Below are 20,291 nucleotides of genomic sequence, written 5' to 3'. Positions count from 1 at the left end.
CCGCGTTCAGTATTTGAACACTTTTGGTGACTTTCTTTGTTTGATTGTGATGATCGATGGGCTGGCGGGTCGCTGATTGGTCGCTGGTCGGTTGTGACATGTTATGTTTGATTGTGTTGAATGATTGGGTGCGGATGCAGGTGTAGAGGAGTCCGGCAGTGAAGAAGACCTCGACCCGGCTGGCCGACGGTCGCGAGCTCGTCTACTACGACCTGCGCGACGACACCGTGCGGGACGCCGTCGACCGCCGTCCGCTGGACCGGACCGTCACCACCTCCGAGGTCCGCCGCGACCCGCTGCTCGGCGACTCGGTCGCCGTCGCCTCGCACCGCCAGGGCCGCATCTACCACCCGCCGGCCGACGAGTGCCCCCTGTGCCCCTCGCAGGGCGAGCGGCTGAGCGAGATCCCGGACTCGTCGTACGACGTGGTGGTCTTCGAGAACCGCTTCCCCTCGCTGGCCGGCGACTCCGGCCGCTGCGAGGTCGTCTGCTTCACCTCCGACCACAACGCCTCCTTCGCCGATCTGAGCGAGGAGCAGGCCCGGCTCGTGCTCGACGCCTGGACCGACCGCACCTCCGAGCTGTCCCATCTGCCCTCCGTCGAACAGGTCTTCTGCTTCGAGAACCGGGGCGCCGAGATCGGAGTGACGCTCGGTCACCCGCACGGGCAGATCTACGCCTACCCCTTCACCACCCCCCGCACCGCCCTGATGCTGCGCCAGGTGGCCGCCCACAAGGAGGCGACGGGCGGGGAGAACCTGTTCGACGCCGTCCTGGCGGAGGAACTGGCCGGTGAGCGGGTCGTCCTGGAGGGTGAACACTGGGTGGCCTTCGTGCCGTACGCCGCGCACTGGCCGTACGAGGTGCACCTCTACCCCAAGCGGCGGGTGCCCGACCTGCTCGGCCTCGACGAGGCGGCGCGCACAGAATTCCCCCAGGTGTATCTGGAACTCCTGAGGCGCTTCGACCGGATCTTCGGGATCGGTGAGCCTCCGACGCCGTACATCGCGGCCTGGCACCAGGCCCCCTTCGGGCAGCTGGAGGACTTCGAGGGCGTGGCGCGGGACGACTTCGCGCTGCACCTCGAGCTTTTCACCATCCGCCGGACGTCCGGCAAGCTGAAGTTCCTCGCGGGCTCCGAGTCCGGCATGAACGTGTTCATCAACGACGTGCCCCCGGAGCGCGCGGCCGAGCGACTGCGAGAGGTAACGAGTTGATGAGCGGGAAGTACCTGGTCACGGGCGGGGCCGGTTATGTCGGCAGTGTGGTCGCCCAGCACCTGCTGGAGGCCGGCCACGAGGTCGTCGTCCTCGACAACCTCTCGACGGGCTTTCGCGAGGGCGTGCCGAGCGGTGCCTCCTTCATCGAGGGCGACATCCGCGACGCCGCCAAGTGGCTGGACGCGTCGTACGACGGCGTGCTGCACTTCGCCGCCTTCTCCCAGGTCGGCGAGTCGGTCGTGAAGCCCGAGAAGTACTGGGACAACAACGTCGGCGGCACCATGGCCCTGCTGGAGGCCATGCGGGGCGCGGGCGTGCGCCGTCTCGTCTTCTCCTCCACCGCCGCCACCTACGGCGAGCCGGACGAGGTCCCGATCGTCGAGTCCGCGCCGACGAAGCCCACGAACCCCTACGGCGCGTCGAAGCTGGCCGTGGACCACATGATCACCGGCGAGGCGGCGGCCCACGGCCTGGGCGCGGTCTCGCTGCGCTACTTCAACGTCGCGGGCGCGTACGGGGAGTACGGCGAGCGCCACGATCCCGAGTCGCACCTCATCCCGCTGGTCCTCCAGGTGGCACAGGGCAGGCGCGACGCCATCTCCGTCTTCGGCGACGACTACCCGACGCCGGACGGCACCTGCGTCCGCGACTACATCCACGTCGCCGACCTGGCCGAGGCCCATCTGCTGGCCCTGGACGCGGCCGCCTCCGGCGAGCACCTCATCTGCAACCTGGGCAACGGCAACGGCTTCTCCGTCCGCGAGGTCGTCGAGACCGTCCGCCAGGTCACCGGCCACCCGATCCCCGAGGTCCTGGCCCCCCGACGGGGCGGCGACCCGGCGGTCCTGGTGGCCTCGGCCGGCACGGCCCGCGAGAAACTGGGCTGGAACCCGTCGCGCGCGGACCTCGCGGGGATCGTGGCGGACGCGTGGGAGTTCGCGCAGCGGCGCGCGGGCTAGAGCGCGCGGGCCAGTACGCGCGGGCCAGTACATACGGACTTACCGGAAGGGCGAGGGGTCAGGGCATGGGCGAGGCTGTCGCAGGGGATGTCGCGGGTGCCGTCGGCGAGCGGTTCCGGGAGCTGTACGGGGCGGACCCCGAGGGAGTGTGGGCGGCGCCGGGCCGGGTCAACCTCATCGGCGAACACACCGACTACAACGACGGCTTCGTCATGCCGTTCGCCCTGCCGCACACCGCGGTCGCGGCGGTCTCCCGGCGCGACGACGGCATCCTGCGCCTGCACTCGGCGGACATCGGGGCCGACCCCGTCGAACTGCGCGTCGCGGACCTGACCCCCGAGTCGGACAGGTCCTGGACCGCGTACCCCTCGGGCGTCGTCTGGGCGCTGCGCGAGGCCGGCCACGAGCTGACCGGCGCCGACATCCACCTGGCCTCGACGGTCCCCGCCGGCGCGGGCCTCTCCTCCTCGGCGGCCCTGGAGGTCGTGGTCGCCCTCGCCCTGAACGACCTCTACGCCCTCGGCCTGCGCGGCTGGCAACTGGCCCGCCTGTGCCAGCGCGCCGAGAACGTCTACGTGGGCGCACCCGTCGGCATCATGGACCAGACCGCCTCCGCCTGCTGCGAAGCGGGCCACGCCCTCTTCCTCGACACCCGCGACCTCTCCCAGCGCCAGATCCCCTTCGACCTCGCCGCCGAGGGCATGCGCCTGCTCGTCGTCGACACGCAGGTCAAGCACTCCCACAGCGAGGGCGAGTACGGCAAACGCCGCGCGGGCTGCGAGAAGGGCGCCGCACTGCTGGGCGTGGACGCGCTGCGGGACGTGCCGTACGCGGAGCTCGACTCCGCCCTGGAGCGCCTGGCCGACGACGAGGAGGTACGCCGCCTGGTCCGGCACGTCGTCACGGAGGACGAGCGCGTCGAACGCGTCGTGTCCCTCCTGGAATCCGGCGACACCCGCGCCATCGGCCCCGTCCTGATCGAGGGCCACACCTCCCTGCGCGACGACTTCCGCATCTCCTGCCCGGAACTCGACCTGGTCGTCGACACGGCCCTCGCCTCCGGCGCCCTCGGCGCCCGCATGACCGGCGGCGGCTTCGGCGGCTCGGCGATCGTCCTGGCGGAGGAGTCCGACGTCGACGCCATCACCAAGGCGGTGGAGGAGTCCTTCGCGGCGGCGGGCTACACGGCCCCGCGGGTGTTCGAGGCGGTGCCTGGGGCGGGGGCTCGGCGGGTGGGGTGAGGCGGGGGGCCACTGTGCTCGGATCCACCCTGCAGGGCCTGGAATTCGCGCGTCTTCCCGGGCTGTCGAGGCACCCGGAAGGCGTGGAGGCACTCACGCTGTTCACAGCTTGCGTAACGGAACAGCGCACCTGAAGCCCTGCCGTCACGGCGGCTTCTGCCAGGGCCTACCTGCTCAGGCAGTCGGGGTTGACGTAAAGGCGGCTGTTGTCACCCAAGTCCCGACCGATAGCGTTGGCACACTCGTGAGAACCCTCGCCCCACCGGGAGCCATCCGTGAACCGCCGCCCCACCCCGCTCACAGCCATCGCGCTGGCTGCTGCTGCGGCCCTGTCACTGTCCGCCTGCGGGAGCGGTGAGGACAGCTCCAAGGACAACGACAAGATCGCGGGCGCCGACACGGAAGCCGACTCGTCGACCTCGGCTTCGCCGAGTGCGTCGGACTCCGCTGAGCGCCCGACGATCAAGTTGCCGTCGGACGTCAAGGACGTCTTCACGCCGGAAGAGACCGGAAAGCCCGTTGAGGACGCGATTCTGCGGGACAACGCGGAACTCGTCCGCGCGCTCGACGCGGCGATCGTCGCCCAAAATCCACGCCTTCCAGCCCTGGAGTTCTATACGGAAGGCGCAGGTGCTGCTGCCGCTGAGAAGTGGGTCCAGGGATTCAAGGATGCGGGCTGGACGGTAACGGGCACCACTCGGTACTTCGACCGTGCAGTGAAGGTGAAGTCCGAAACCAGTGCAGCGATCGGCTACTGCGCTGACGAGAGCAAGGCCTACAGCAAGATCATCAAGACCGGTAAGCTCACGGGTACGAAGGTCACCAAAGACAGCTACGTGGCCTACAACGTTGAGGTCTCCAAGAACGAGTATGGAATCTGGGAGCTCGTGAAGATCACGTCGACTCGCGGTGCCGCTGGGTGCCAGCCGTGACCCGGCTGTTTCGCCTTGCCGCTGTCACTGCCGCCGCAGGGTCGATGTGGCTGTGCTCGATTCCCAGTGCTTTCGCAGACAAGACCAATCCTGGAGAAGGTTCCTTCGGTGGGTCCGGTTCTGAGGCGGACACCAACGCCTCGGGTGGGCGTGCCGGTGACACCCTCAAGTCAGGGGTCAGCGGTGTGATCGTCTTCGAGCGCTCGAAGAACGGCAGCGGAGAGTCAGCCGGTGCCGTCACGTCGACCACGTCCTGGACGCCTCCGGCCTGCTATTACGCGCCGAAGTACACGCCCAAGCAGCTTGATTCGCAGATGCGTCAGGTGTGGATGAGTAGCGCCCCCAGCCCCGAGTGGGCCCTGAAGACGCAGAATCACTTCGTCAACGGCAAGCCCTACAAGGACTTCAACAAGGACAAGGAGGGCGAGGGATACTGGTGGGACGCGTATGTCACAGAGGGGCGGGAGTCGGATCCGGCGGCCCAGGACTGTGACGAGCTGCCCTTCTGGGTTGACGAGGGCGACGCTCCGCCGGCCGATGTCCCGCAGGCCATCACATCCGACATGCTCGCCCAGCTCGCGTACGCCGAGATCCACGTGCCCTCCACTGAGGTCGAACTCGCCCCGGCGAACGCCACGAAGGTGAACCTTCCGACGTGGGCCTGGCTGGACACCGCCGAGTTCAAGCCGGTCTCCGTCACCGCGTCCGTCCCACTGCTCGGTCTGAGCGCCACGACCACGGCCGAGCCCGTCTCCCTGAAGATCACCCCGGGTACGGAAGACGCGGTCACGTACCCCGCCTCCGGTCAGTGCGAGATCCATGACGGGCGGATCGGTGAGCCCTACGCCGAGGGCAAGGCCGACGAGACCCCGCCGTGCGGGGTGAAGTACCTGCGCTCCTCCGGCGACGGCTCGTACAAGCTCCAAGCCACCGTCACCTGGAAGATCAGCTGGACGAGCACGACTGGTGCGGGTGGCGACCTTCCCAACGGCGAGTTCGGAGCTGACCAGAATGTCGTGGTCCAGGAGATCCAGGCCGTGAACCGCTAGATCACGAAAACGGGGCAACGATGAGCGACATATACATCGACTTCGGTGTGCTGAACCGTGTGCGGAGCAACATCGAGCACATTGGCGAGATCATGGAGCACGAAGGCCAGTGGCCGGCAGCGGGCGTCGGAGGCGAGGTGGATCTTCGTGGTCAGTCCGCCGTGGGACCGGCCGATGGCGTGGTCTGCGGGTTCGCCTGCTGGGGCCCCTTTTCGCGGGCTCCGGCCCGCGTGCTGGTGTGCGCGCACGATGGTCGAGCCGACCGAGACGGCCCAGTTGAGGCCGTCGGCATCGGCCTGTGCGACCAGCGCGGTGAACACCCGCTCCCAGGTGCCGTCGATGGCCCAGTTTCGCAGCCGGTTGTAGACGCCTCGCCAGTTGCCGTACTTCTCAGGGAGGTGGACCCACTGCGATCCCGACTGAAACTTCCAGGCGATCGCGTCGATCACCTCACGGTGGTCCCGCCACCGACCACCCCGCTGCGGCGTCCGATCTGGGAGTAACGGCTCGATTCGCGCCCACTGCGCGTCAGCCAACTGGCACACACGAACAACGACCGGCGGGGCTGGTTGGAACGGCGCCGCTGTCAGGCGGTCGGCCCAGTGCGGAGCCGCCGCGCGTCCCGCACGAGCGTGTACGAAGCGCTGAGGAAGATCACGGCTCCAGCCACGAGCCAGAGGACCGATGCCCCAGAGCGGTACTCACGAACGGCAAGAACGAGCAGCATCGCGCTGGCAAGGACGCCGAAGGCCGAGATCAGAGCGCTGATGCGGTGAGTCACACGGACATCATCAACGACAACCTCGGCCAGCGGAAGTGATCCAAACGAACCGGCCTAGTCGCGCGGCGGACGCTGCAGCGAACTTCGGGCTGGTGGACACCGTTGCAGCCTTCATCGCCGACCCCACCGCGCTCGGCTACTTCATGCCCAAGGACGACCGGCAGGCCCTGCAGTCGGCGCTTCCCGGCGGCAATCTGCTCGTGGCCTTCGAGAATGCATGGAAGGCCGGCAGTGAGAAGGACAAGGCCGCGAGAGAGGGGAAGTGAGCGACACAATGAATGACGCGGAGATTTTGGCCTCCTTCGACGGACGCGGGCGCGCCGAGTTCCTGCTCGGAGGCTTCGGGGGGAGGCACTCCGACAAAGTCACGGCGATCGGCCACGAACTTGGTTATGCCCTCCGCGCCACCGAGATGCCCAGCAAGAGCACCCTCCGTCTGGTCTTCATACGAGACGACTCCCCGATCGCCCGCCAACGCGCCCTCCAGACTCAAGAGCGTTTGCGCTCGGGAGGTCCGCTCCTGCAGACGTGGGTGGTGCCTGGCGTGCATGCTGGTGCGGGCAGCCCCGTGTCAGACATCGAGATGGCCTCGACACGGCGGAAGCTGACCGCCTACGAGGAGAACGCCAACGGAGGACGAAGGCTCGCCGTCGTCCTCGCCCTGCTCAGTCTCGGATGCTTCGCTCTGGCCTGGGTGCTGCACGATCGACCCGGTGCTGCCGTGGCGCTGGCCTCCCTTGGCGCCCCGTTGGCCGTGGTGGCGGCTTTGACACCGCGGTGGATGCGGCGCTGGTACGAGAAGAACCGGCGGCTCATGGATCTGCACGACCAGCAGCGGGCGGGCCGTGGGGGCCCGGTCCCGCCTCCTCCGGCACCCGGGCCCCCGACCGACCGGCGCCCCGGTGATGAGGGCGGACAGTGATGCGTGTCGACTTCTCAGTCCCTGCCGAGTTCTGGCAGGCAGTCGCGCCCTTCATCACCGGGCCGACGGCACGGGGCACTTCGCCCCGCAGAACGATCGCCGGAAGGTTCAGCTCGCTATGCCTGGGGGAGGCGGTTTCCTCCTTCGTGTGGCTTGAGAACGTCTGGAAGGCTGGGAGAGAGGGACCGTGCCGCGCAACAGGAAAAGTGAAGGCCCTCACGTAGTGAGTCCGGGCCCCTTGTGCGGTCTCGGCGACGGTCTGCCGCTGACCATCGGTCACGGGACCGTCGTCCGGGCCGCCTGAATCTCTGCGACGGCTGCGGCGACAGCGGTGTCGAAGGCGGTGTCCTGGCGGGTGATGACTCGACCGCGGAACTCCTCGACGAGGCGGACGACACCAGAGAGGTCGGCGGGATCGGCACGGTTGATCTCCCGGGCCAGCTCGGCCTCGAAATCGTCGGCATCGCCGGGGAAGCCGTACCGCATGGTGAGGGCGGCACGCAGCTCGCCGATGGTACGCATAGGGGGACTGGGGCCGTCCGGAGAGAACCGTTCCATGTCTGATGCCGACGTCTATGGCCGGACGTTGTCGTGCTGAGTCTTCGGCAGGCCCTCGACGAACGCGGCGAAGGCGCGGGTGGAAACGGTCACGGTTTCATGAGGCGTCTTCGAGTCCCGCACGGTCACCCATGGGCCGCGGCCGGCGACTTCGACGCACTCGTTGCCCTCGCCACCGCTGTAGCTGCTCTTGAACCAGTTCACAGTCGTGTGCTCGTCGGGGAAGGCGCTATGCCGGTCATGAGAACAGCTCCTGTCGTGCTCTGCCCCGGGGCGGTGGTCCGCCGTTCTCGGTTCGGGCAGCGGGCTCCACTGTCTCCCCTCTGGGAACGGTCCGGGCTACGGCAGCAGAAGACTGCGCTGTCCCTGGGCGACGCCGCCCACGAAGGCCCGGTAGTCGTCCTCGGAGATTATGAGGACCGGGGCGTCGGGGTCGCCGGTGTCGTTGGAGTCGCGCATGGCGACCACACCCTCGACGAACGCAACCTCCAAGCAGTTGTCGCCTCCGTCACTCAGGTCGCTCTTGACCCAGGCGGCGTTGGTGAGGTCGACCTTCTTGTTCATGTGTAGCGGTCCTTGATCAGCTCGTGGATGTGGTGTCGGGACGCCTCCACGTCGAGGGCTTCGGCGCGGAGGTGATTGAACGCGGTTTCGTAGCGCCCGATGTCGCTATCTTCCTCCAGGTACAGGGATGTTGTCATCGGCTGCACCACTGCCACGGGGGGACCGGCAGGGAAGTGCAGCAGGTGAAACGGCCCGTCGATGCCTGCATGGGCGCCATGGGTGAAAGGGAGCACCTGGACAGTCACGTCCTTGTAGCGTTCGGTCACGTCGAGCAGGTGCTCCAGCTGGGCCTTCATCACCTGCCTTCCGCCCACTTCCCGCTGTAGTGCTGATTCGTCCAGCACACACCAAAGGTGCAAGGGGGACGTGCGTGACAGTGTCTCCTGCCGGGCCATGCGCAGCTCGACGAAGTTGTCGATCTCGCGGTCGGTCTGCCACTTGCGGCTGCGCTCCACGATGGAGCGGGCGTATTCCACCGTCTGAAGCAGTCCAGGGATCAGCCATGTGAAGGTCTCGCTCTTCGTCGCCAGTTCTTCGAGGTGCAGGTACTCGGCGAAGGGGTCCCGGATGGAGTGGCGGTACTGATCCAGAAGATTGCTCCGCCTTCCCGAGTTGGCAAGGGACGCCAGTCTGCGGAGCCTGTCGGTCCGCTCCGTGTTCTGGAGTCCGTACACCTCGAAGAAGCCGGCGAGCGCTACGGGCGGCACCCGTTGTTTGCCGTTCTCGATCTTGCTGAGCGCCGGGGCTCCGGAAAGTGCCAGCCGATGGGCGGCCTCGGCAAGGCTCATTCCTGCCGCCTTGCGTAGCGCCCGGAGCTCCAGGCCCAGGCGTCTCCGGTGCAGGTTGGGCTGAGCGTCAGTCATCTTCTACCTCCCTGGTGCGCACGGTAGCGCCGACGTGATCGGTATTCGCCGACTTCCCCGCCAGTGACACTTTCGAGTGAGAACTATTGCGAGAAATATTGCTCGCAGGCAACCATGCTCTTCGAGTCGCCTGCAATTTGCTTGGCACCAGGGGACATTGGCGGCCGATGCGGCTGCGCAGCCGAGTCATCGACCGGAAGGCGAAGCCGTCTTGGCCAGTTCGGCCCCTGTCTCCGCACCCGATCGAACCGAAGGGGTATCCATGCGGCGCCTATACAGGAATCTCGCCCGCTGGTCACGGCTGTTCCTCGAACCGACCGGACGTCAGCGAGCGGAGAGGTCGTCGCCGTCAGCGCACAGGACACGGGCAGTTTTGAGGGCAACGTCGCGGACGCGGTCCGTCCGTTCCGCCCTCGCTCCTACCGTCCGCCACTGGCACGCCCCCATCGACGGCACCTCCACCCCTCTCGTCCGCCCCTACCTCACCGCCTACGAGCGTGAGGAGAAGGCCCGGGTGCAGCGCCTGCGCCGCGATGTCCTCTGGTGCGCCACCTACGGCGTCGATCTCGACGTCCGCGACACCCACGCCTGGTTGGGAGCGGCGTCATGAACGGCGACAAGAACCACGTACGGCTCCTGCCCCGGACCGGCACCCACGGCCGGCCCGGCCTGCTCATCACGGACGGCGACGGCACCGTCTCCCGGCTGGCCGACCGGATCGAAGAGGTGCAGCTCGGTCTGGGCGAACGACTGCTCGGCCGAACGCGGGGACGGATGGCGACGCACCGCCCGGGGAACGCGGAAATCCGCCTTCTGACAGGCCAGTTGGCGGACGCGCTCGCAGACGCCCTGCTCATCGCCCGGTCCCGGGGCGCTCGCCTCGGCGGAACCGGGAGGGACCCGGCGGACCAGACTCCTCCGGCGCCCCGCGCGTACGGCCTGCTCACCCTCCCCGGCAGGGACCTCGCCTCCGCCGGTACCGCCCGGCGCTACGTCCGGGCCACGGCCGGGTCATGGGGACTGCTGCCCGGCGCGACGGACGACCTGGAGGCCATCACCGGGGAACTGGCCGCCAACGCCCTGGAGCACAGTGGCAGCCCCACCGTCACGGTCACCTGCGCTCTCACCGCCGACACGGTCACGATCGGCGTGACCGACGACGGCAGGAGCGGGCGTACGCCGGTGCTCCCCGCGCCGACCGGACCAGCCGATTCGGACTGTGAGCGTGGACGCGGTCTGCTGATCACCGACGCGCTGGCCACCCGGTGGGGGACGCGGCGGACGAGCGGCGGCCTGACGGTCTGGGCCGAGGTCTCCGTCGGGGCTGCGCCGGGAGCGCCGGCCGGTCCCGGGTGAACGGGGGGCTTTCACGCCCGCCCCGGTGTGTCATCGCCCTCATACTGGAGGCCGGGAGGACCCATGACTCAGGAGACCCTGTACCGGCGACTGCGTCACCGCCGTGATCGTATGACTCCACCGCCGGGCTTTGCCTGGCCCGAGATCAGTGACGGGCAGCTCGTGATGATGATGAGCCCGCGGCCCCGCCACCAGCTCACCGCGAAGCTGGTGTCCCGGCAGCTCGATGCTCAGGTTCCGGAGGGCTTGTTCGCGTTCGAGGCGACCGACACCGACGACGCGTCCCTCGGCACGCTGAGGATCCCGGACATCCTGGTCTGTTCCGGCGACGCCATGCAGACCGATGACCCCCTCGACCCCCACGAGATCGTCCTGGCGATCGAGATCATCTCCCCGTCCAACCCGGACAACGACTACCGCGCCAAGACCCGCGACTATCCGGCCATGGGCATCCCGCACTACCTGATCCTCGACCCGCGGGACGGAACCTGGACCTACCAGTGGGGGATCGGCCGGTCCGACGGCCGTCCTGCGTACGAGAACCGGCTGCATGGTCCGTACGGGGAACCGGTCGCCGTCGCCACCGACCTCGGCACTTGGACGATCGGCACCACCGAACTGCCCCGCTACAGCGCGAAGGACATGGGGCTGGAGCCCGAGTGACGACCGGCCCGGTCGTCTTGGCCGGGCTCACCCCAGCCGCTTCACCAGCGTGTACTCCGTGATCCCCGGCGGATAGTCGGGGATCACGCACATCACGTCGTAGCCGTGCCGCGTGTAGAAGTCCGGGGCCTGGAAGTCCCAGGTCTCCACGCGGGACGCCGCGCAGCCGCGTTCGTCGTGGGCCGTTCGCTCCGCCTCCGTCAGGAGGGCCGAGCCCAGCCCCGCGCCCCGGTGCCGGTCGTCCACCCACAGGTACGTCACATGGAGCCAGGTCGCCCAGGTGTGGCCGACGAGGCCGCCCGCCAGGCCGCCCGTCTCGTCCAGCACCCAGACGTGCAGCGGGAATTCGCGTTCGTGAGGGGTTCCGCGCAGGGAGCGCAGGACCGAGGAGGCCGCCGTGTTTGTCTCCCGCAGGCGGGTGCGCAGCAGATCGCGTCGTTCCCTGTCCACTTCTGTCACTAGACGGAACATGCGGCTCACCATAAACGTGCCGGGCTGTCAGTTCTGCAAATAACCTTCCGCTCCCGGCGCCCGCCCGTACTCTGATGAGCAGCACCGGTGGGGGCCGGTGCCGTTCAGGGGGCGAGACAGCCGGGTACGGCGCCCGGGGCGGGGGTAGCGGTTACTGCATGGCGGCGGCCGTGTGGCTGCGGCGACCCGTCCCGGAGTACCGAGCGCACAGTTGGATACGAAGCTTCGGGCGTCGTACCCGTGCCGGTGTCGTCTTCCGGGTTCCGTGTTCCGGGTTCCGTGTTCCGTGGATGGACAGACGATGGGTATCCCCTGCTCCTCCCGGAGCTTGGGGGAGGGGGTTTCGTGGTTCGTATCCGAGTCCTGGTCGTCGACGACCATCGCATCTTCGCCGAGTCGCTCGCCGCCGCCCTGGCCGCCGAGCCGGACGTCGACGTCTCCGCGGCCGGCAGCGGCCCGGCCGCGCTGCGCTGCCTGGAGCGGGCCGCGTCCGAGGGGCGGCGGTTCGACGTGCTGCTCGTCGACGCCGACCTGGGGGGTCATGTGCCCGGCGCGCGCCCGGCCGTGCCCGTGCGGGACGGCAACGAGGACGGGCTGGTGGACGGGATCTCGCTGGTCGCCGGGGTGCGGTCGGGGCAGCCGGGCGTACGGATCGTGGTCCTCGCCGAGAAGGACGACCCCCGTCGGGCGGCCCTCGCGCTGGGGGCCGGGGCCTCCGGGTGGGTGGCGAAGGACTGCTCGCTGTCGCGGCTGCTCAGCGTCATACGGGGCGTCCTGCGCGACGAGACGCATCTGCCGCCCGCGCTGCTCACCGGCGTCCTGCGCGAGCTGACCGCCGCCCGCAAGCACCGCACCGAGAGCGAACGGCTGGTGGAGTCGCTGACCCCGCGGGAGCGGGAGGTGCTGCGCTGCATGGTGGCCGGGCTGGGGCGCAAGGCGGTCGCCGAGCGGCTGTATCTCTCCCCGCACACCGTGCGGACGCACATGCAGAACGTGCTGGGCAAGCTGGGCGTCCACTCCACCCTCGCCGCCGTGGCACTGGCCAGGCGGGCCGGGGTGGGGCCGGCGGACTTGGGGCCTCCCGGGCAGATCGGGTCGCAGGAGAGCAACAGCGCCTGACTACGCCGGTGAGCGGGGGCTGGTGCGTGCAGCTGCAAGGCGGAGGAGGGCGACAGGGCGGAGCCCTGGCAACCGACGACAACGCGGCAGATGCGCGTGCCGGCCCCCGCGTCTGCGGCACGATCTGCCCAGAGGCCCTCAACCGGGGATGTTGTCGAACGGGGCGGTCAGCTGGCGTAGCAGCGCCGCCAGTTCGCTGCGTTGGGCCCGGGAGAGTTCGGCCAGGATGGCGCGCTCCTGTGCCAGGAGGCCGGCGAGTGACTGGTCGGCGCGGTCGCGGCCCTCGTCCGTGAGCCGGACCAGTACGCCGCGTCGGTCGCTGGGGTCGGGCAGGCGCTCCACCAGGCCCTTCTTGGCCAGGCGGTCGATACGGTTGGTCATCGTGCCCGAGGTGACCAGGGTCTGGGTGAGGAGCTGCCCCGGCGAGAGCTGGTACGGGGTACCCGCGCGGCGCAGTGCCGTGAGGACGTCGAACTCCCAGGGCTCCAGTTCGTGTTCGGAGAAGGCCAGGCGGCGTGCGCGGTCCAGGTGCCGGGCGAGTCTGCTGACCCGGCTCAGTACCTCGAGCGGTTCCACGTCGAGGTCCGGGCGCTCCCGGCGCCATGCTGCGACCAGCCGATCGACCTCGTCCTCCATGACGATCAGTGTAGTGGTTGTGTCGACGTGAAGTCTCTTGATGTTGACTGTCTTGACGTCGAGATAGTTTGCGTGACGCTGGGTACCCGTCTCGGACAGCCCCGCCCCGGACAGCCCCGGCCCGGTCCAGCCTCTGGAGGTTCCATGCCCGCCACCGCCCCCGCCTGGGACCCCGCCCAGTACCTGCGGCACGCCGGGCCCCGGGCCCGCCCGTTCACCGACCTCCTCGCCCGCGTCCCGGACCTGGCCGGCACCCCGCCCCGCATCGCCGACCTCGGCTGCGGCCCCGGCAACGTCACCGTCCTGCTCGCCGACCGCTGGCCCACCGCCCGCATCACCGGCTACGACAACTCACCCCGGATGCTCGAACGGGCCCGGGAACACGCCGGGCCCACACCGCAGGGCGGCCGCATCGACTTCGCCCCCGCCGACGCCCGCACCTGGACGCCCGCCGAGCCGTACGACCTCCTCATCAGCAACGCCACCCTCCAGTGGGTCCCCGGTCACGTCGAGCGCTTCGCCGACTGGATCGGCGCTCTCGTCCCCGGCGGCGTCCTCGCCTTCCAGGTACCCGGCAACTTCGACGCCCCCAGCCACCGCCTGATGCGCGAACTCGCCCACTCCCGGCGCTGGCGGGACCGCCTCGCCGGCACCCTGCGCCACGACGGCGCCGTCCTCACCCCCGAGGCCTACCTCGCCCACCTGACCGCCGCCGGCTGCACCGCCGACGTCTGGGAGACGACGTACGTCCATCTGCTGCCCGGCCAGGACGCCGTACTGGACTGGGTGAAGGGGACGGGGCTGCGGCCCGTCCTCACCGCGCTCGACGACGACCCGGAGGCCCGCGACGCGTTCGTCGAGGAGTACCGGACCGTCCTGCGCGCCGCCTATCCCGCCGGGGCGCACGGCACCCCGTTCCCCTTCCGCCGCGTCTTCGCCGTCGCCCGGAAGGAGGGCACTCGCTGATCGGCGCGGTCGGTCAGGGCTCCACTCACGCCACCCCGTCCGCGACGAGCGCGTCCACGGCCTCCTCGGACAGGCCCAGCTCGCCGAGGACGGCGCGGGTGTGCTCGCCCGGCGCCGGCACCGCGTCCATGCGGGGCGTGTCCCCGGTCGGGCCCGGTGGGGCGAGCGCCGGTACGGGGCCGGCCGGTGTGGGCACCTGGTGCCAGCGGCCGCGCGCCGCCAGCTGGGGGTGGTCCCACACCTCGGCGAGTGTGTTCACCCGGGCGCCCGCGACCGGCACCGCACTGAGCCGTTCGAGCGCCTCGGTGCTGGTCAGCTCCGCGAAACGGGCCGCGATCAGCGCGCCCAGCGCCTCCCGGTGCGCGTTGCGGTCCGCGTTGGTGGCGTAGTCGGGGTGCGCGGCCAGCTCCGGACGGTCCAGGAAGCCCGCGCAGAAACCGCGCCACTCGCGGTCGTTCTGGACCGCCATCATGACGACCTTGCCGTCGCCCGCAGTGAAGGGGCCGTACGGGTAGATCGTCGCGTGCGCGGCGCCCGCCCGCGGGGGCGGCTCGGCTCCGTCGAAGGCGTAGTAGAGGGGGAAGCCCATCCACTCCACGGTGGCCTCCAGCATCGACACGTCCAGATGCGTGCCCCGCCCCGTCCGCCCGCGCTCCAGCAGCGCGCCCAGGATCGAGCTGTACGCGTACATCCCGGCGGCGATGTCCGACACGGAGATGCCCACCTTGGCCATGTCGTCCGGCGAGCCGGTGACGGACAGCAGCCCCGACTCGGACTGCACCATCAGGTCGTACGCCTTGCGGTCCTCGTACGGGCCGGGGGCCCCGTAGCCGGAGATGTCGCAGACGATCAGGCGCGGATGCCGTGCCAGGAGTTCCTCCGCACCGAGCCCGGCCCGGGCCGCCGCCCCCGGCGCCAGGTTCTGCAGGAAGACATCCGCCTTCGCGATCAGGCGGTGCAGTACGTCCATGCCGCGCGGGTCCTTGAAGTCCAGGGTGAGGGACTCCTTGTTGCGGTTGACCCACACGAAGTGCGAGCTCAGGCCGCGTACGCGGGTGTCGTAGGCGCGGGCGAAGTCCCCCGCCCCGGGGCGCTCCACCTTGATCACCCGCGCGCCGAGGTCGGCGAGCTGGCGGCTGGCGTAAGGAGCGGCGACCGCCTGTTCCAGCGAGACGACGGTGACTCCGCGCAGCGGCTGCATGTGTTTCCGTTCCGCCCTTCGCCCGCTAGTTCTTGCGGTGCCCTATCAGCCGCGGCTTCGGCTCCAGGCCGTCCAGCCCGTGCCACGCCAGGTTCACCAGATGCGCCGCCACCTCCGCCTTCTTCGGCTTGCGCACGTCCAGCCACCACTGCCCGGTCAGCGCGACCATGCCGACCAGCGCCTGCGCGTACAGCGGGGCCAGCTTGGCGTCGAAGCCGCGGTTCTTGAACTCGCGGCCCAGGATGTCCTCCACCTGGGTGGCGATGTCCGAGATGAGGGAGGCGAAGGAACCCGTGGACTGCGGGATGGGCGAGTCCCGGACCAGGATGCGGAAGCCGTCCGTGTACTCCTCGATGTAGTCCAGGAGCGCGAAGGCCGCCTGCTCGCACAGTTCGCGGGGGTGGCCGGCGGTCAGGGAGCCGGTCACCATGTCCAGCAGCCGCCGCATCTCACGGTCCACCACCACCGCGTACAGCCCCTCCTTGCCGCCGAAGTGCTCGTACACCACCGGCTTGGACACCCCGGCCTTCGCCGCGATCTCCTCCACCGACGTGCCCTCGAAACCCTTCGCCGCGAAGAGGGTGCGACCGATCTCCAGCAACTGCTGGCGGCGCTCGGCACCGGTCATCCGGGTGCGACGTGCGCGCCGGGGCTTCTCATTGCTCGGGGTGCTGCTGGAGTCGGTCGCCACGGCGACCATCATGCCGCTTCGACGGTTTCCTTCCGGCGGCGGGAGGAACCTTGGTCCGTGTTCCGCCGGGAATCGATACGCGAGCGTGACGGCCACCGCACGTCGTACGCCCACCCGAACTGCTCGAACCAGCGGATCAGCCGGGCGGAGGAGTCCAGCTGCCCGCGCATCACCCCATGCCGCGCCGAGGTCGGGTCGGCGTGGTGCAGGTTGTGCCAGGACTCACCGCAGGACAGGATCGCCAGCCACCACACGTTGCCCGAACGGTCCCGCGACTTGAACGGGCGCTTGCCGACCGCGTGGCAGATCGAGTTGATCGACCACGTCACGTGGTGCAGCAACGCCACCCGGACGAGTGAACCCCAGAAGAACCCGGTGAACGCGCCCCACCAGGACATCGTGGCCAGCCCGCCGATCAGCGCCGGAAGGGCCAGGGACACCATCGTCCACAGGATGAACTGGCGGGAGATCGCGCGGAGCGCCGGGTCCTTGATCAGGTCCGGGGCGTACTTCTCCTGCGAGGTCTGCTCCTCGTCGAACATCCATGCGATGTGGGCCCACCACAGGCCCTTCATCAGGGCCGGCACCGTCTCTCCGTAGCGCCACGGCGAATGCGGGTCGCCCTCGTCGTCGGAGAACTTGTGGTGCTTGCGGTGGTCGGCCACCCAGCGGACCAGCGGCCCCTCGACCGCCATCGAGCCGGCGATGGCCAGCGCGATCTTCAGCGGCCGCTTCGCCTTGAAGGAACCATGGGTGAAGTGGCGGTGGAAGCCGATGGTGATGCCGTGGCAGCCCAGGAAGTAGAAGAAGACCAGCAGGCCCAGGTCCAGCCAGCTCACGCCCCACCCCCACGCCAGCGGCACCGCCGCCACCAGCGCGAGGAACGGGACGGTGATGAACAGCAGCAGCGTGATCTGTTCGAGGGACCGCTTCTGCTCACCGCCCAGCGTCGCGGAGGGCGCGGCGGTGCCGTCGGAGGGCTGCGGAGCGTCTGCGATCACATCGGAACTCGTGGTCATGCGCGTCCCCTGTGGGGTCGAGGGTGGGGTCCGGTGCCGGGCTTCGGGAACCACGCACGTTTCCTACGGTTCCGTAACCTACGGCGACGTAAGTATGGCAGCGCGTCGTCCCGCGGCAAGAGCCCGAGGACCTGCGCGTCCTGGCCGACACCTATCCTGGGAATCGGTCGGACAGCGCGGTCCGCTCTGATTACTTCCCGGACGTCCGGCCCGGTAAGCGGCGCCCGCCGCGCGAGACGGCCGTCCGGGTTCCCTCCCAGACGAGCTTCAACACTGCAAGGAGCCGCACCTGTGAGCAGTGCCGACGACCAGACCACCACGACGACCAGCAGCGAGCTGCGCGCCGACATCCGCCGGCTGGGTGATCTCCTCGGAGAGACCCTCGTCCGGCAGGAAGGCCCCGAGCTGCTGGAACTCGTCGAGAAGGTACGCCGACTCACCCGAGAGGACGGCGAGGCCGCCGCCGAGCTGCTGCGCGGCACCGAACTGGAGACCGCCGCCAAGCTGGTCCGCGCCTTCTCCACCTACTTCCACCTCGCCAACGTCACCGAGCAGGTGCACCGCGGCCGCGAGCTGGGCGCCAAGCGCGCCGCCGAGGGCGGACTGCTCGCCCGTACGGCCGACCGCCTGAAGGACGCCGACCCCGAGCACCTGCGCGACACCGTCCGCAACCTCAACGTCCGGCCGGTCTTCACCGCGCACCCCACGGAGGCCGCCCGCCGCTCCGTCCTCAACAAGCTGCGCCGCATCGCCGCCCTCCTGGACACCCCGGTCATCGAGTCCGACCGGCGCCGCCTCGACATCCGCCTCGCCGAGAACATCGACCTGGTGTGGCAGACCGACGAGCTGCGCGTGGTCCGCCCGGAGCCCGCCGACGAGGCCCGCAACGCCATCTACTACCTCGACGAGCTGCACGCGGGCGCCGTCGGCGACGTCCTGGAGGACCTGACGGCGGAGCTGGAGCGCGCCGGCGTCAAGCTGCCCGACGACACCCGCCCGCTCACCTTCGGCACCTGGATCGGCGGCGACCGCGACGGCAACCCCAATGTCACCCCCCAGGTCACCTGGGACGTCCTCATCCTCCAGCACGAACACGGCATCAACGACGCCCTGGAGATGATCGACGAGCTGCGCGGCTTCCTCTCCAACTCCATCCGCTACGCCGGCGCCACCGAGGAGCTCCTGGAGTCCCTCCGGGCCGACCTGGAGCGGCTGCCCGAGATCAGCCCCCGCTACAAGCGCCTCAACGCCGAGGAGCCCTACCGGCTCAAGGCCACCTGCATCCGGCAGAAGCTGGAGAACACCAAGCAGCGTCTCGCCAAGGGCACGCCCCACGAGGCCGGCCGCGACTACCTCGGCACCGCCCAGCTCCTTGACGACCTGCGGCTCGTCCAGACGTCCCTGCGCGAGCACCGCGGCAGCCTCTTTGCCGACGGCCGCCTCGCCCGCACCATCCGCACGCTGGCCGCCTTCGGCCTCCAGCTCGCCACCATGGACGTCCGCGAGCACGCCGACGCCCACCACCACGCCCTCGGCCAGCTCTTCGACCGGCTCGGCGAGGAGTCCTGGCGCTACGCCGACATGCCCCGCGAGTACCGCGCCAAGCTCCTCGCCAAGGAGCTGCGGTCCCGGCGTCCGCTGGCGCCCAGCCCGGCACCCGTCGACGCCGCCGGCGAGAAGACCCTCGGCGTCTTCCAGACCGTCAAGCGCGCCCTGTCGGTCTTCGGCCCCGAGGTCATCGAGTCCTACATCATCTCCATGTGCCAGGGCGCCGACGACGTCTTCGCCGCGGCGGTGCTGGCGCGGGAGGCGGGTCTCATCGACCTGCACGCCGGCTGGGCCAAGATCGGCATCGTGCCGCTCCTGGAGACCACGGACGAGCTCAAGGCCGCCGACACCATCCTGGAGGACCTGCTCGCCGACCCCTCCTACCGGCGCCTGGTCGCCCTGCGCGGCGACGTCCAGGAGGTCATGCTCGGCTACTCCGACTCCTCCAAGTTCGGCGGCATCACCACCTCGCAGTGGGAGATCCACCGCGCCCAGCGCCGCCTGCGCGACGTCGCCCACCGGTACGGCGTCCGCCTGCGTCTCTTCCACGGCCGCGGCGGCACCGTCGGCCGCGGCGGCGGCCCCACCCACGACGCCATCCTCGCCCAGCCCTGGGGCACCCTGGAGGGCGAGATCAAGGTGACCGAGCAGGGTGAGGTCATCTCCGACAAGTACCTCATCCCGGCCCTGGCCAGGGAGAACCTGGAGCTGACCGTCGCGGCCACCCTCCAGGCCTCCGCGCTGCACACCGCCCCGCGCCAGTCCGACGAGGCCCTCGCCCGCTGGGACGCCGCCATGGACGTCGTCTCCGACGCGGCCCACACCTCGTACCGCAAGCTGGTCGAGGACCCCGACCTGCCCACGTACTTCCTGGCCTCCACGCCGGTCGACCAGCTCGCCGACCTGCACCTGGGCTCGCGGCCCTCCCGCCGCCCCGGCTCGGGCGTCTCGCTCGACGGACTGCGCGCCATCCCGTGGGTCTTCGGCTGGACCCAGTCCCGGCAGATCGTCCCCGGCTGGTACGGCGTCGGCTCGGGCCTGAAGGCGCTGCGCGAGACCGGTCTGGACACCGTCCTCGACGAGATGCACCAGCAGTGGCACTTCTTCCGCAACTTCATCTCCAACGTCGAGATGACGCTGGCCAAGACCGACCTGCGCATCGCCCAGCACTACGTCGACACCCTGGTCCCGGACGAGCTCAAGCACGTCTTCGACCGGATCAAGGCCGAGCACGAGCTCACCGTCGCCGAAGTCCTCCGCGTCACCGGCGAGGACGAACTGCTGGACGCCGACCCGGTCCTCAAGCAGACGTTCACCATCCGCGACGCCTACCTCGACCCCATCTCCTACCTCCAGGTCGCCCTCCTCGGCCGTCAGCGCGAAGCCGCCGCCGCGGGCGAGGAAGCCGATCCCCTCCTCGCCCGGGCCCTGCTCCTCACGGTCAACGGCGTCGCCGCGGGCCTGCGCAACACCGGCTGACCCGCACCCCGCACGCACGACGGTGCCCCCGCGCTCATCCCGAGCACGGGGGC

At 69.7% G+C, this 20,291-nt stretch carries 24 protein-coding genes; 13 read left to right on the top strand and 11 right to left on the bottom strand.

Translation table 11 applies throughout. The features are described from left to right. Positions 1-158 precede the first annotated feature (158 nt). From galT to ACFCZF_RS08500, 5 genes are all read left to right on the top strand, one after another. Complete coding sequence (gene galT, locus ACFCZF_RS08520; protein ID WP_376671013.1) at positions 159-1,217, top strand: galactose-1-phosphate uridylyltransferase; 1,059 nt, start codon at positions 159-161, stop codon at positions 1,215-1,217. Continuing rightward, positions 1,217-2,179 carry a UDP-glucose 4-epimerase GalE gene (galE, locus tag ACFCZF_RS08515; RefSeq protein WP_376671012.1) on the top strand — a complete coding sequence of 321 codons (963 nt, stop codon included), beginning with the start codon at positions 1,217-1,219 and terminating at the stop codon, positions 2,177-2,179. Before galT ends, galE begins: the two co-directional genes overlap by 1 nt. 65 nt (positions 2,180-2,244) lie before the next feature. Continuing rightward, on the top strand, positions 2,245-3,420 hold the full coding sequence (gene galK, locus ACFCZF_RS08510; RefSeq protein ID WP_376671011.1) for a galactokinase: 1,176 nt from the start codon (positions 2,245-2,247) through the stop codon (positions 3,418-3,420). A 275-nt stretch (positions 3,421-3,695) separates the two neighbouring features. Beyond that, a complete protein-coding gene (locus tag ACFCZF_RS08505; protein ID WP_376671010.1) occupies positions 3,696-4,352 on the top strand; it encodes a hypothetical protein in 657 nt (218 codons plus the stop codon). Continuing rightward, positions 4,340-5,401: a hypothetical protein gene (locus ACFCZF_RS08500; RefSeq protein ID WP_376671009.1), complete on the top strand. Its 1,062-nt coding sequence runs from the start codon at positions 4,340-4,342 to the stop codon at positions 5,399-5,401. Before ACFCZF_RS08505 ends, ACFCZF_RS08500 begins: the two co-directional genes overlap by 13 nt. Here the strand turns inward: ACFCZF_RS08500 and ACFCZF_RS08495 are convergent. Together ACFCZF_RS08495 and ACFCZF_RS08490 are read right to left on the bottom strand one after the other, a co-directional pair. Next, positions 5,398-5,946 (bottom strand): IS5 family transposase, encoded by a 549-nt coding sequence (locus tag ACFCZF_RS08495; protein ID WP_376671008.1) that lies wholly within the window; start codon positions 5,944-5,946, stop codon positions 5,398-5,400. The genes ACFCZF_RS08500 and ACFCZF_RS08495 overlap by 4 nt on opposite strands. A 41-nt stretch (positions 5,947-5,987) precedes the next feature. Then, positions 5,988-6,182, bottom strand: a complete 195-nt coding sequence (locus ACFCZF_RS08490; RefSeq protein ID WP_376671007.1) for a hypothetical protein — start codon at positions 6,180-6,182, stop codon at positions 5,988-5,990. A gap of 92 nt (positions 6,183-6,274) precedes the next feature. Between ACFCZF_RS08490 and ACFCZF_RS08485 the strand changes: the two genes are divergently transcribed. Beyond that, positions 6,275-6,448: a hypothetical protein gene (locus tag ACFCZF_RS08485; RefSeq protein ID WP_376671006.1), complete on the top strand. Its 174-nt coding sequence runs from the start codon at positions 6,275-6,277 to the stop codon at positions 6,446-6,448. A gap of 302 nt (positions 6,449-6,750) precedes the next feature. Then, positions 6,751-7,104: a hypothetical protein gene (locus ACFCZF_RS08480; RefSeq protein WP_376671005.1), complete on the top strand. Its 354-nt coding sequence runs from the start codon at positions 6,751-6,753 to the stop codon at positions 7,102-7,104. Positions 7,105-7,380: 276 nt separating this feature from the next. On the opposite strand, the gene ACFCZF_RS08475 is transcribed toward ACFCZF_RS08480, so the two are convergent. The 4 genes from ACFCZF_RS08475 to ACFCZF_RS08460 all read right to left on the bottom strand — a co-directional run bounded on the left by ACFCZF_RS08475 (position 7,381) and on the right by ACFCZF_RS08460 (position 9,089). Beyond that, positions 7,381-7,626, bottom strand: a complete 246-nt coding sequence (locus ACFCZF_RS08475) for a hypothetical protein (RefSeq protein WP_376671004.1) — start codon at positions 7,624-7,626, stop codon at positions 7,381-7,383. A 51-nt stretch (positions 7,627-7,677) separates the two neighbouring features. Further along, a complete protein-coding gene (locus tag ACFCZF_RS08470; protein WP_376671003.1) occupies positions 7,678-7,866 on the bottom strand; it encodes a DUF397 domain-containing protein in 189 nt (62 codons plus the stop codon). 135 nt (positions 7,867-8,001) lie between these two features. After that, a complete protein-coding gene (locus ACFCZF_RS08465) occupies positions 8,002-8,226 on the bottom strand; it encodes a DUF397 domain-containing protein (protein WP_337307382.1) in 225 nt (74 codons plus the stop codon). Next, entirely contained in the window at positions 8,223-9,089 is an 867-nt protein-coding gene (locus tag ACFCZF_RS08460) for a helix-turn-helix domain-containing protein (RefSeq protein ID WP_376671002.1), read from the bottom strand. Before ACFCZF_RS08460 ends, ACFCZF_RS08465 begins: the two co-directional genes overlap by 4 nt. A gap of 373 nt (positions 9,090-9,462) precedes the next feature. Between ACFCZF_RS08460 and ACFCZF_RS08455 the strand changes: the two genes are divergently transcribed. The 3 genes from ACFCZF_RS08455 to ACFCZF_RS08445 all read left to right on the top strand — a co-directional run bounded on the left by ACFCZF_RS08455 (position 9,463) and on the right by ACFCZF_RS08445 (position 11,108). Next, positions 9,463-9,699: a hypothetical protein gene (locus ACFCZF_RS08455; RefSeq protein ID WP_376671001.1), complete on the top strand. Its 237-nt coding sequence runs from the start codon at positions 9,463-9,465 to the stop codon at positions 9,697-9,699. Beyond that, positions 9,696-10,445 (top strand): ATP-binding protein, encoded by a 750-nt coding sequence (locus ACFCZF_RS08450; protein ID WP_376671000.1) that lies wholly within the window; start codon positions 9,696-9,698, stop codon positions 10,443-10,445. Before ACFCZF_RS08455 ends, ACFCZF_RS08450 begins: the two co-directional genes overlap by 4 nt. 63 nt (positions 10,446-10,508) lie before the next feature. Continuing rightward, the gene (locus ACFCZF_RS08445; protein ID WP_376670999.1) at positions 10,509-11,108 is read left to right on the top strand and encodes a Uma2 family endonuclease; all 600 of its coding nucleotides are present in this window, start codon (positions 10,509-10,511) and stop codon (positions 11,106-11,108) included. Between the two features lie 27 nt (positions 11,109-11,135). On the opposite strand, the gene ACFCZF_RS08440 is transcribed toward ACFCZF_RS08445, so the two are convergent. Further along, a complete protein-coding gene (locus ACFCZF_RS08440; RefSeq protein WP_376670998.1) occupies positions 11,136-11,591 on the bottom strand; it encodes a GNAT family N-acetyltransferase in 456 nt (151 codons plus the stop codon). A gap of 333 nt (positions 11,592-11,924) precedes the next feature. Here ACFCZF_RS08440 and ACFCZF_RS08435 point away from each other — a divergent pair, with 333 nt between their 5' ends. Continuing rightward, a complete protein-coding gene (locus ACFCZF_RS08435) occupies positions 11,925-12,698 on the top strand; it encodes a LuxR C-terminal-related transcriptional regulator (RefSeq protein ID WP_376670997.1) in 774 nt (257 codons plus the stop codon). Positions 12,699-12,836: 138 nt separating this feature from the next. Here ACFCZF_RS08435 and tamR read toward each other — a convergent pair whose 3' ends face one another. Next, a complete protein-coding gene (gene tamR, locus ACFCZF_RS08430) occupies positions 12,837-13,334 on the bottom strand; it encodes a MarR family transcriptional regulator TamR (RefSeq protein WP_210963411.1) in 498 nt (165 codons plus the stop codon). Positions 13,335-13,478: 144 nt separating this feature from the next. On the opposite strand from tamR, the gene ACFCZF_RS08425 reads away from it, so the two are divergent. Continuing rightward, on the top strand, positions 13,479-14,300 hold the full coding sequence (locus ACFCZF_RS08425; RefSeq protein ID WP_376670996.1) for a trans-aconitate 2-methyltransferase: 822 nt from the start codon (positions 13,479-13,481) through the stop codon (positions 14,298-14,300). A 25-nt stretch (positions 14,301-14,325) separates the two neighbouring features. Here ACFCZF_RS08425 and ACFCZF_RS08420 read toward each other — a convergent pair whose 3' ends face one another. Genes ACFCZF_RS08420 through ACFCZF_RS08410 form a run of 3 tightly spaced genes read right to left on the bottom strand, consistent with a single transcriptional unit; the run spans position 14,326 to position 17,211 of the window. Next, the gene (locus ACFCZF_RS08420) at positions 14,326-15,501 is read right to left on the bottom strand and encodes a CaiB/BaiF CoA transferase family protein (protein ID WP_376670995.1); all 1,176 of its coding nucleotides are present in this window, start codon (positions 15,499-15,501) and stop codon (positions 14,326-14,328) included. 25 nt (positions 15,502-15,526) lie between these two features. After that, a complete protein-coding gene (locus tag ACFCZF_RS08415; protein WP_375909668.1) occupies positions 15,527-16,204 on the bottom strand; it encodes a TetR family transcriptional regulator in 678 nt (225 codons plus the stop codon). Next, a complete protein-coding gene (locus ACFCZF_RS08410) occupies positions 16,201-17,211 on the bottom strand; it encodes an acyl-CoA desaturase (protein ID WP_376670994.1) in 1,011 nt (336 codons plus the stop codon). The genes ACFCZF_RS08415 and ACFCZF_RS08410 overlap by 4 nt, the downstream gene beginning before the upstream one ends. 291 nt (positions 17,212-17,502) lie before the next feature. On the opposite strand from ACFCZF_RS08410, the gene ppc reads away from it, so the two are divergent. Next, positions 17,503-20,238: a phosphoenolpyruvate carboxylase gene (gene ppc, locus ACFCZF_RS08405; protein ID WP_376670993.1), complete on the top strand. Its 2,736-nt coding sequence runs from the start codon at positions 17,503-17,505 to the stop codon at positions 20,236-20,238. The last annotated feature ends 53 nt before the right edge of the window (positions 20,239-20,291 follow it).

The organism is Streptomyces sp. NPDC056296 (genome assembly GCF_042268605.1).
GTDB lineage: Bacteria > Actinomycetota > Actinomycetes > Streptomycetales > Streptomycetaceae > Streptomyces.
This window is presented reverse-complemented; position numbering and strand designations above follow the sequence as displayed.

Excerpts from the sequence above, each read along its gene's own strand:
- galE (WP_376671012.1), top strand. The coding sequence starts at position 1,217 with ATGAGCGGGAAGTACCTGGTCACGGGCGGGGCCGGTTATGTCGGCAGT.
- galK (WP_376671011.1), top strand. The coding sequence starts at position 2,245 with ATGGGCGAGGCTGTCGCAGGGGATGTCGCGGGTGCCGTCGGCGAGCGG.
- ACFCZF_RS08475 (WP_376671004.1), bottom strand. The coding sequence starts at position 7,626 with ATGCGTACCATCGGCGAGCTGCGTGCCGCCCTCACCATGCGGTACGGC.
- ACFCZF_RS08465 (WP_337307382.1), bottom strand. The coding sequence starts at position 8,226 with ATGAACAAGAAGGTCGACCTCACCAACGCCGCCTGGGTCAAGAGCGAC.
- ACFCZF_RS08460 (WP_376671002.1), bottom strand. The coding sequence starts at position 9,089 with ATGACTGACGCTCAGCCCAACCTGCACCGGAGACGCCTGGGCCTGGAG.
- ACFCZF_RS08450 (WP_376671000.1), top strand. The coding sequence starts at position 9,696 with ATGAACGGCGACAAGAACCACGTACGGCTCCTGCCCCGGACCGGCACC.
- ACFCZF_RS08445 (WP_376670999.1), top strand. The coding sequence starts at position 10,509 with ATGACTCAGGAGACCCTGTACCGGCGACTGCGTCACCGCCGTGATCGT.
- ACFCZF_RS08440 (WP_376670998.1), bottom strand. The coding sequence starts at position 11,591 with ATGGTGAGCCGCATGTTCCGTCTAGTGACAGAAGTGGACAGGGAACGA.
- tamR (WP_210963411.1), bottom strand. The coding sequence starts at position 13,334 with ATGGAGGACGAGGTCGATCGGCTGGTCGCAGCATGGCGCCGGGAGCGC.
- ACFCZF_RS08425 (WP_376670996.1), top strand. The coding sequence starts at position 13,479 with ATGCCCGCCACCGCCCCCGCCTGGGACCCCGCCCAGTACCTGCGGCAC.
- ACFCZF_RS08420 (WP_376670995.1), bottom strand. The coding sequence starts at position 15,501 with ATGCAGCCGCTGCGCGGAGTCACCGTCGTCTCGCTGGAACAGGCGGTC.
- ACFCZF_RS08415 (WP_375909668.1), bottom strand. The coding sequence starts at position 16,204 with ATGATGGTCGCCGTGGCGACCGACTCCAGCAGCACCCCGAGCAATGAG.
- ACFCZF_RS08410 (WP_376670994.1), bottom strand. The coding sequence starts at position 17,211 with ATGACCACGAGTTCCGATGTGATCGCAGACGCTCCGCAGCCCTCCGAC.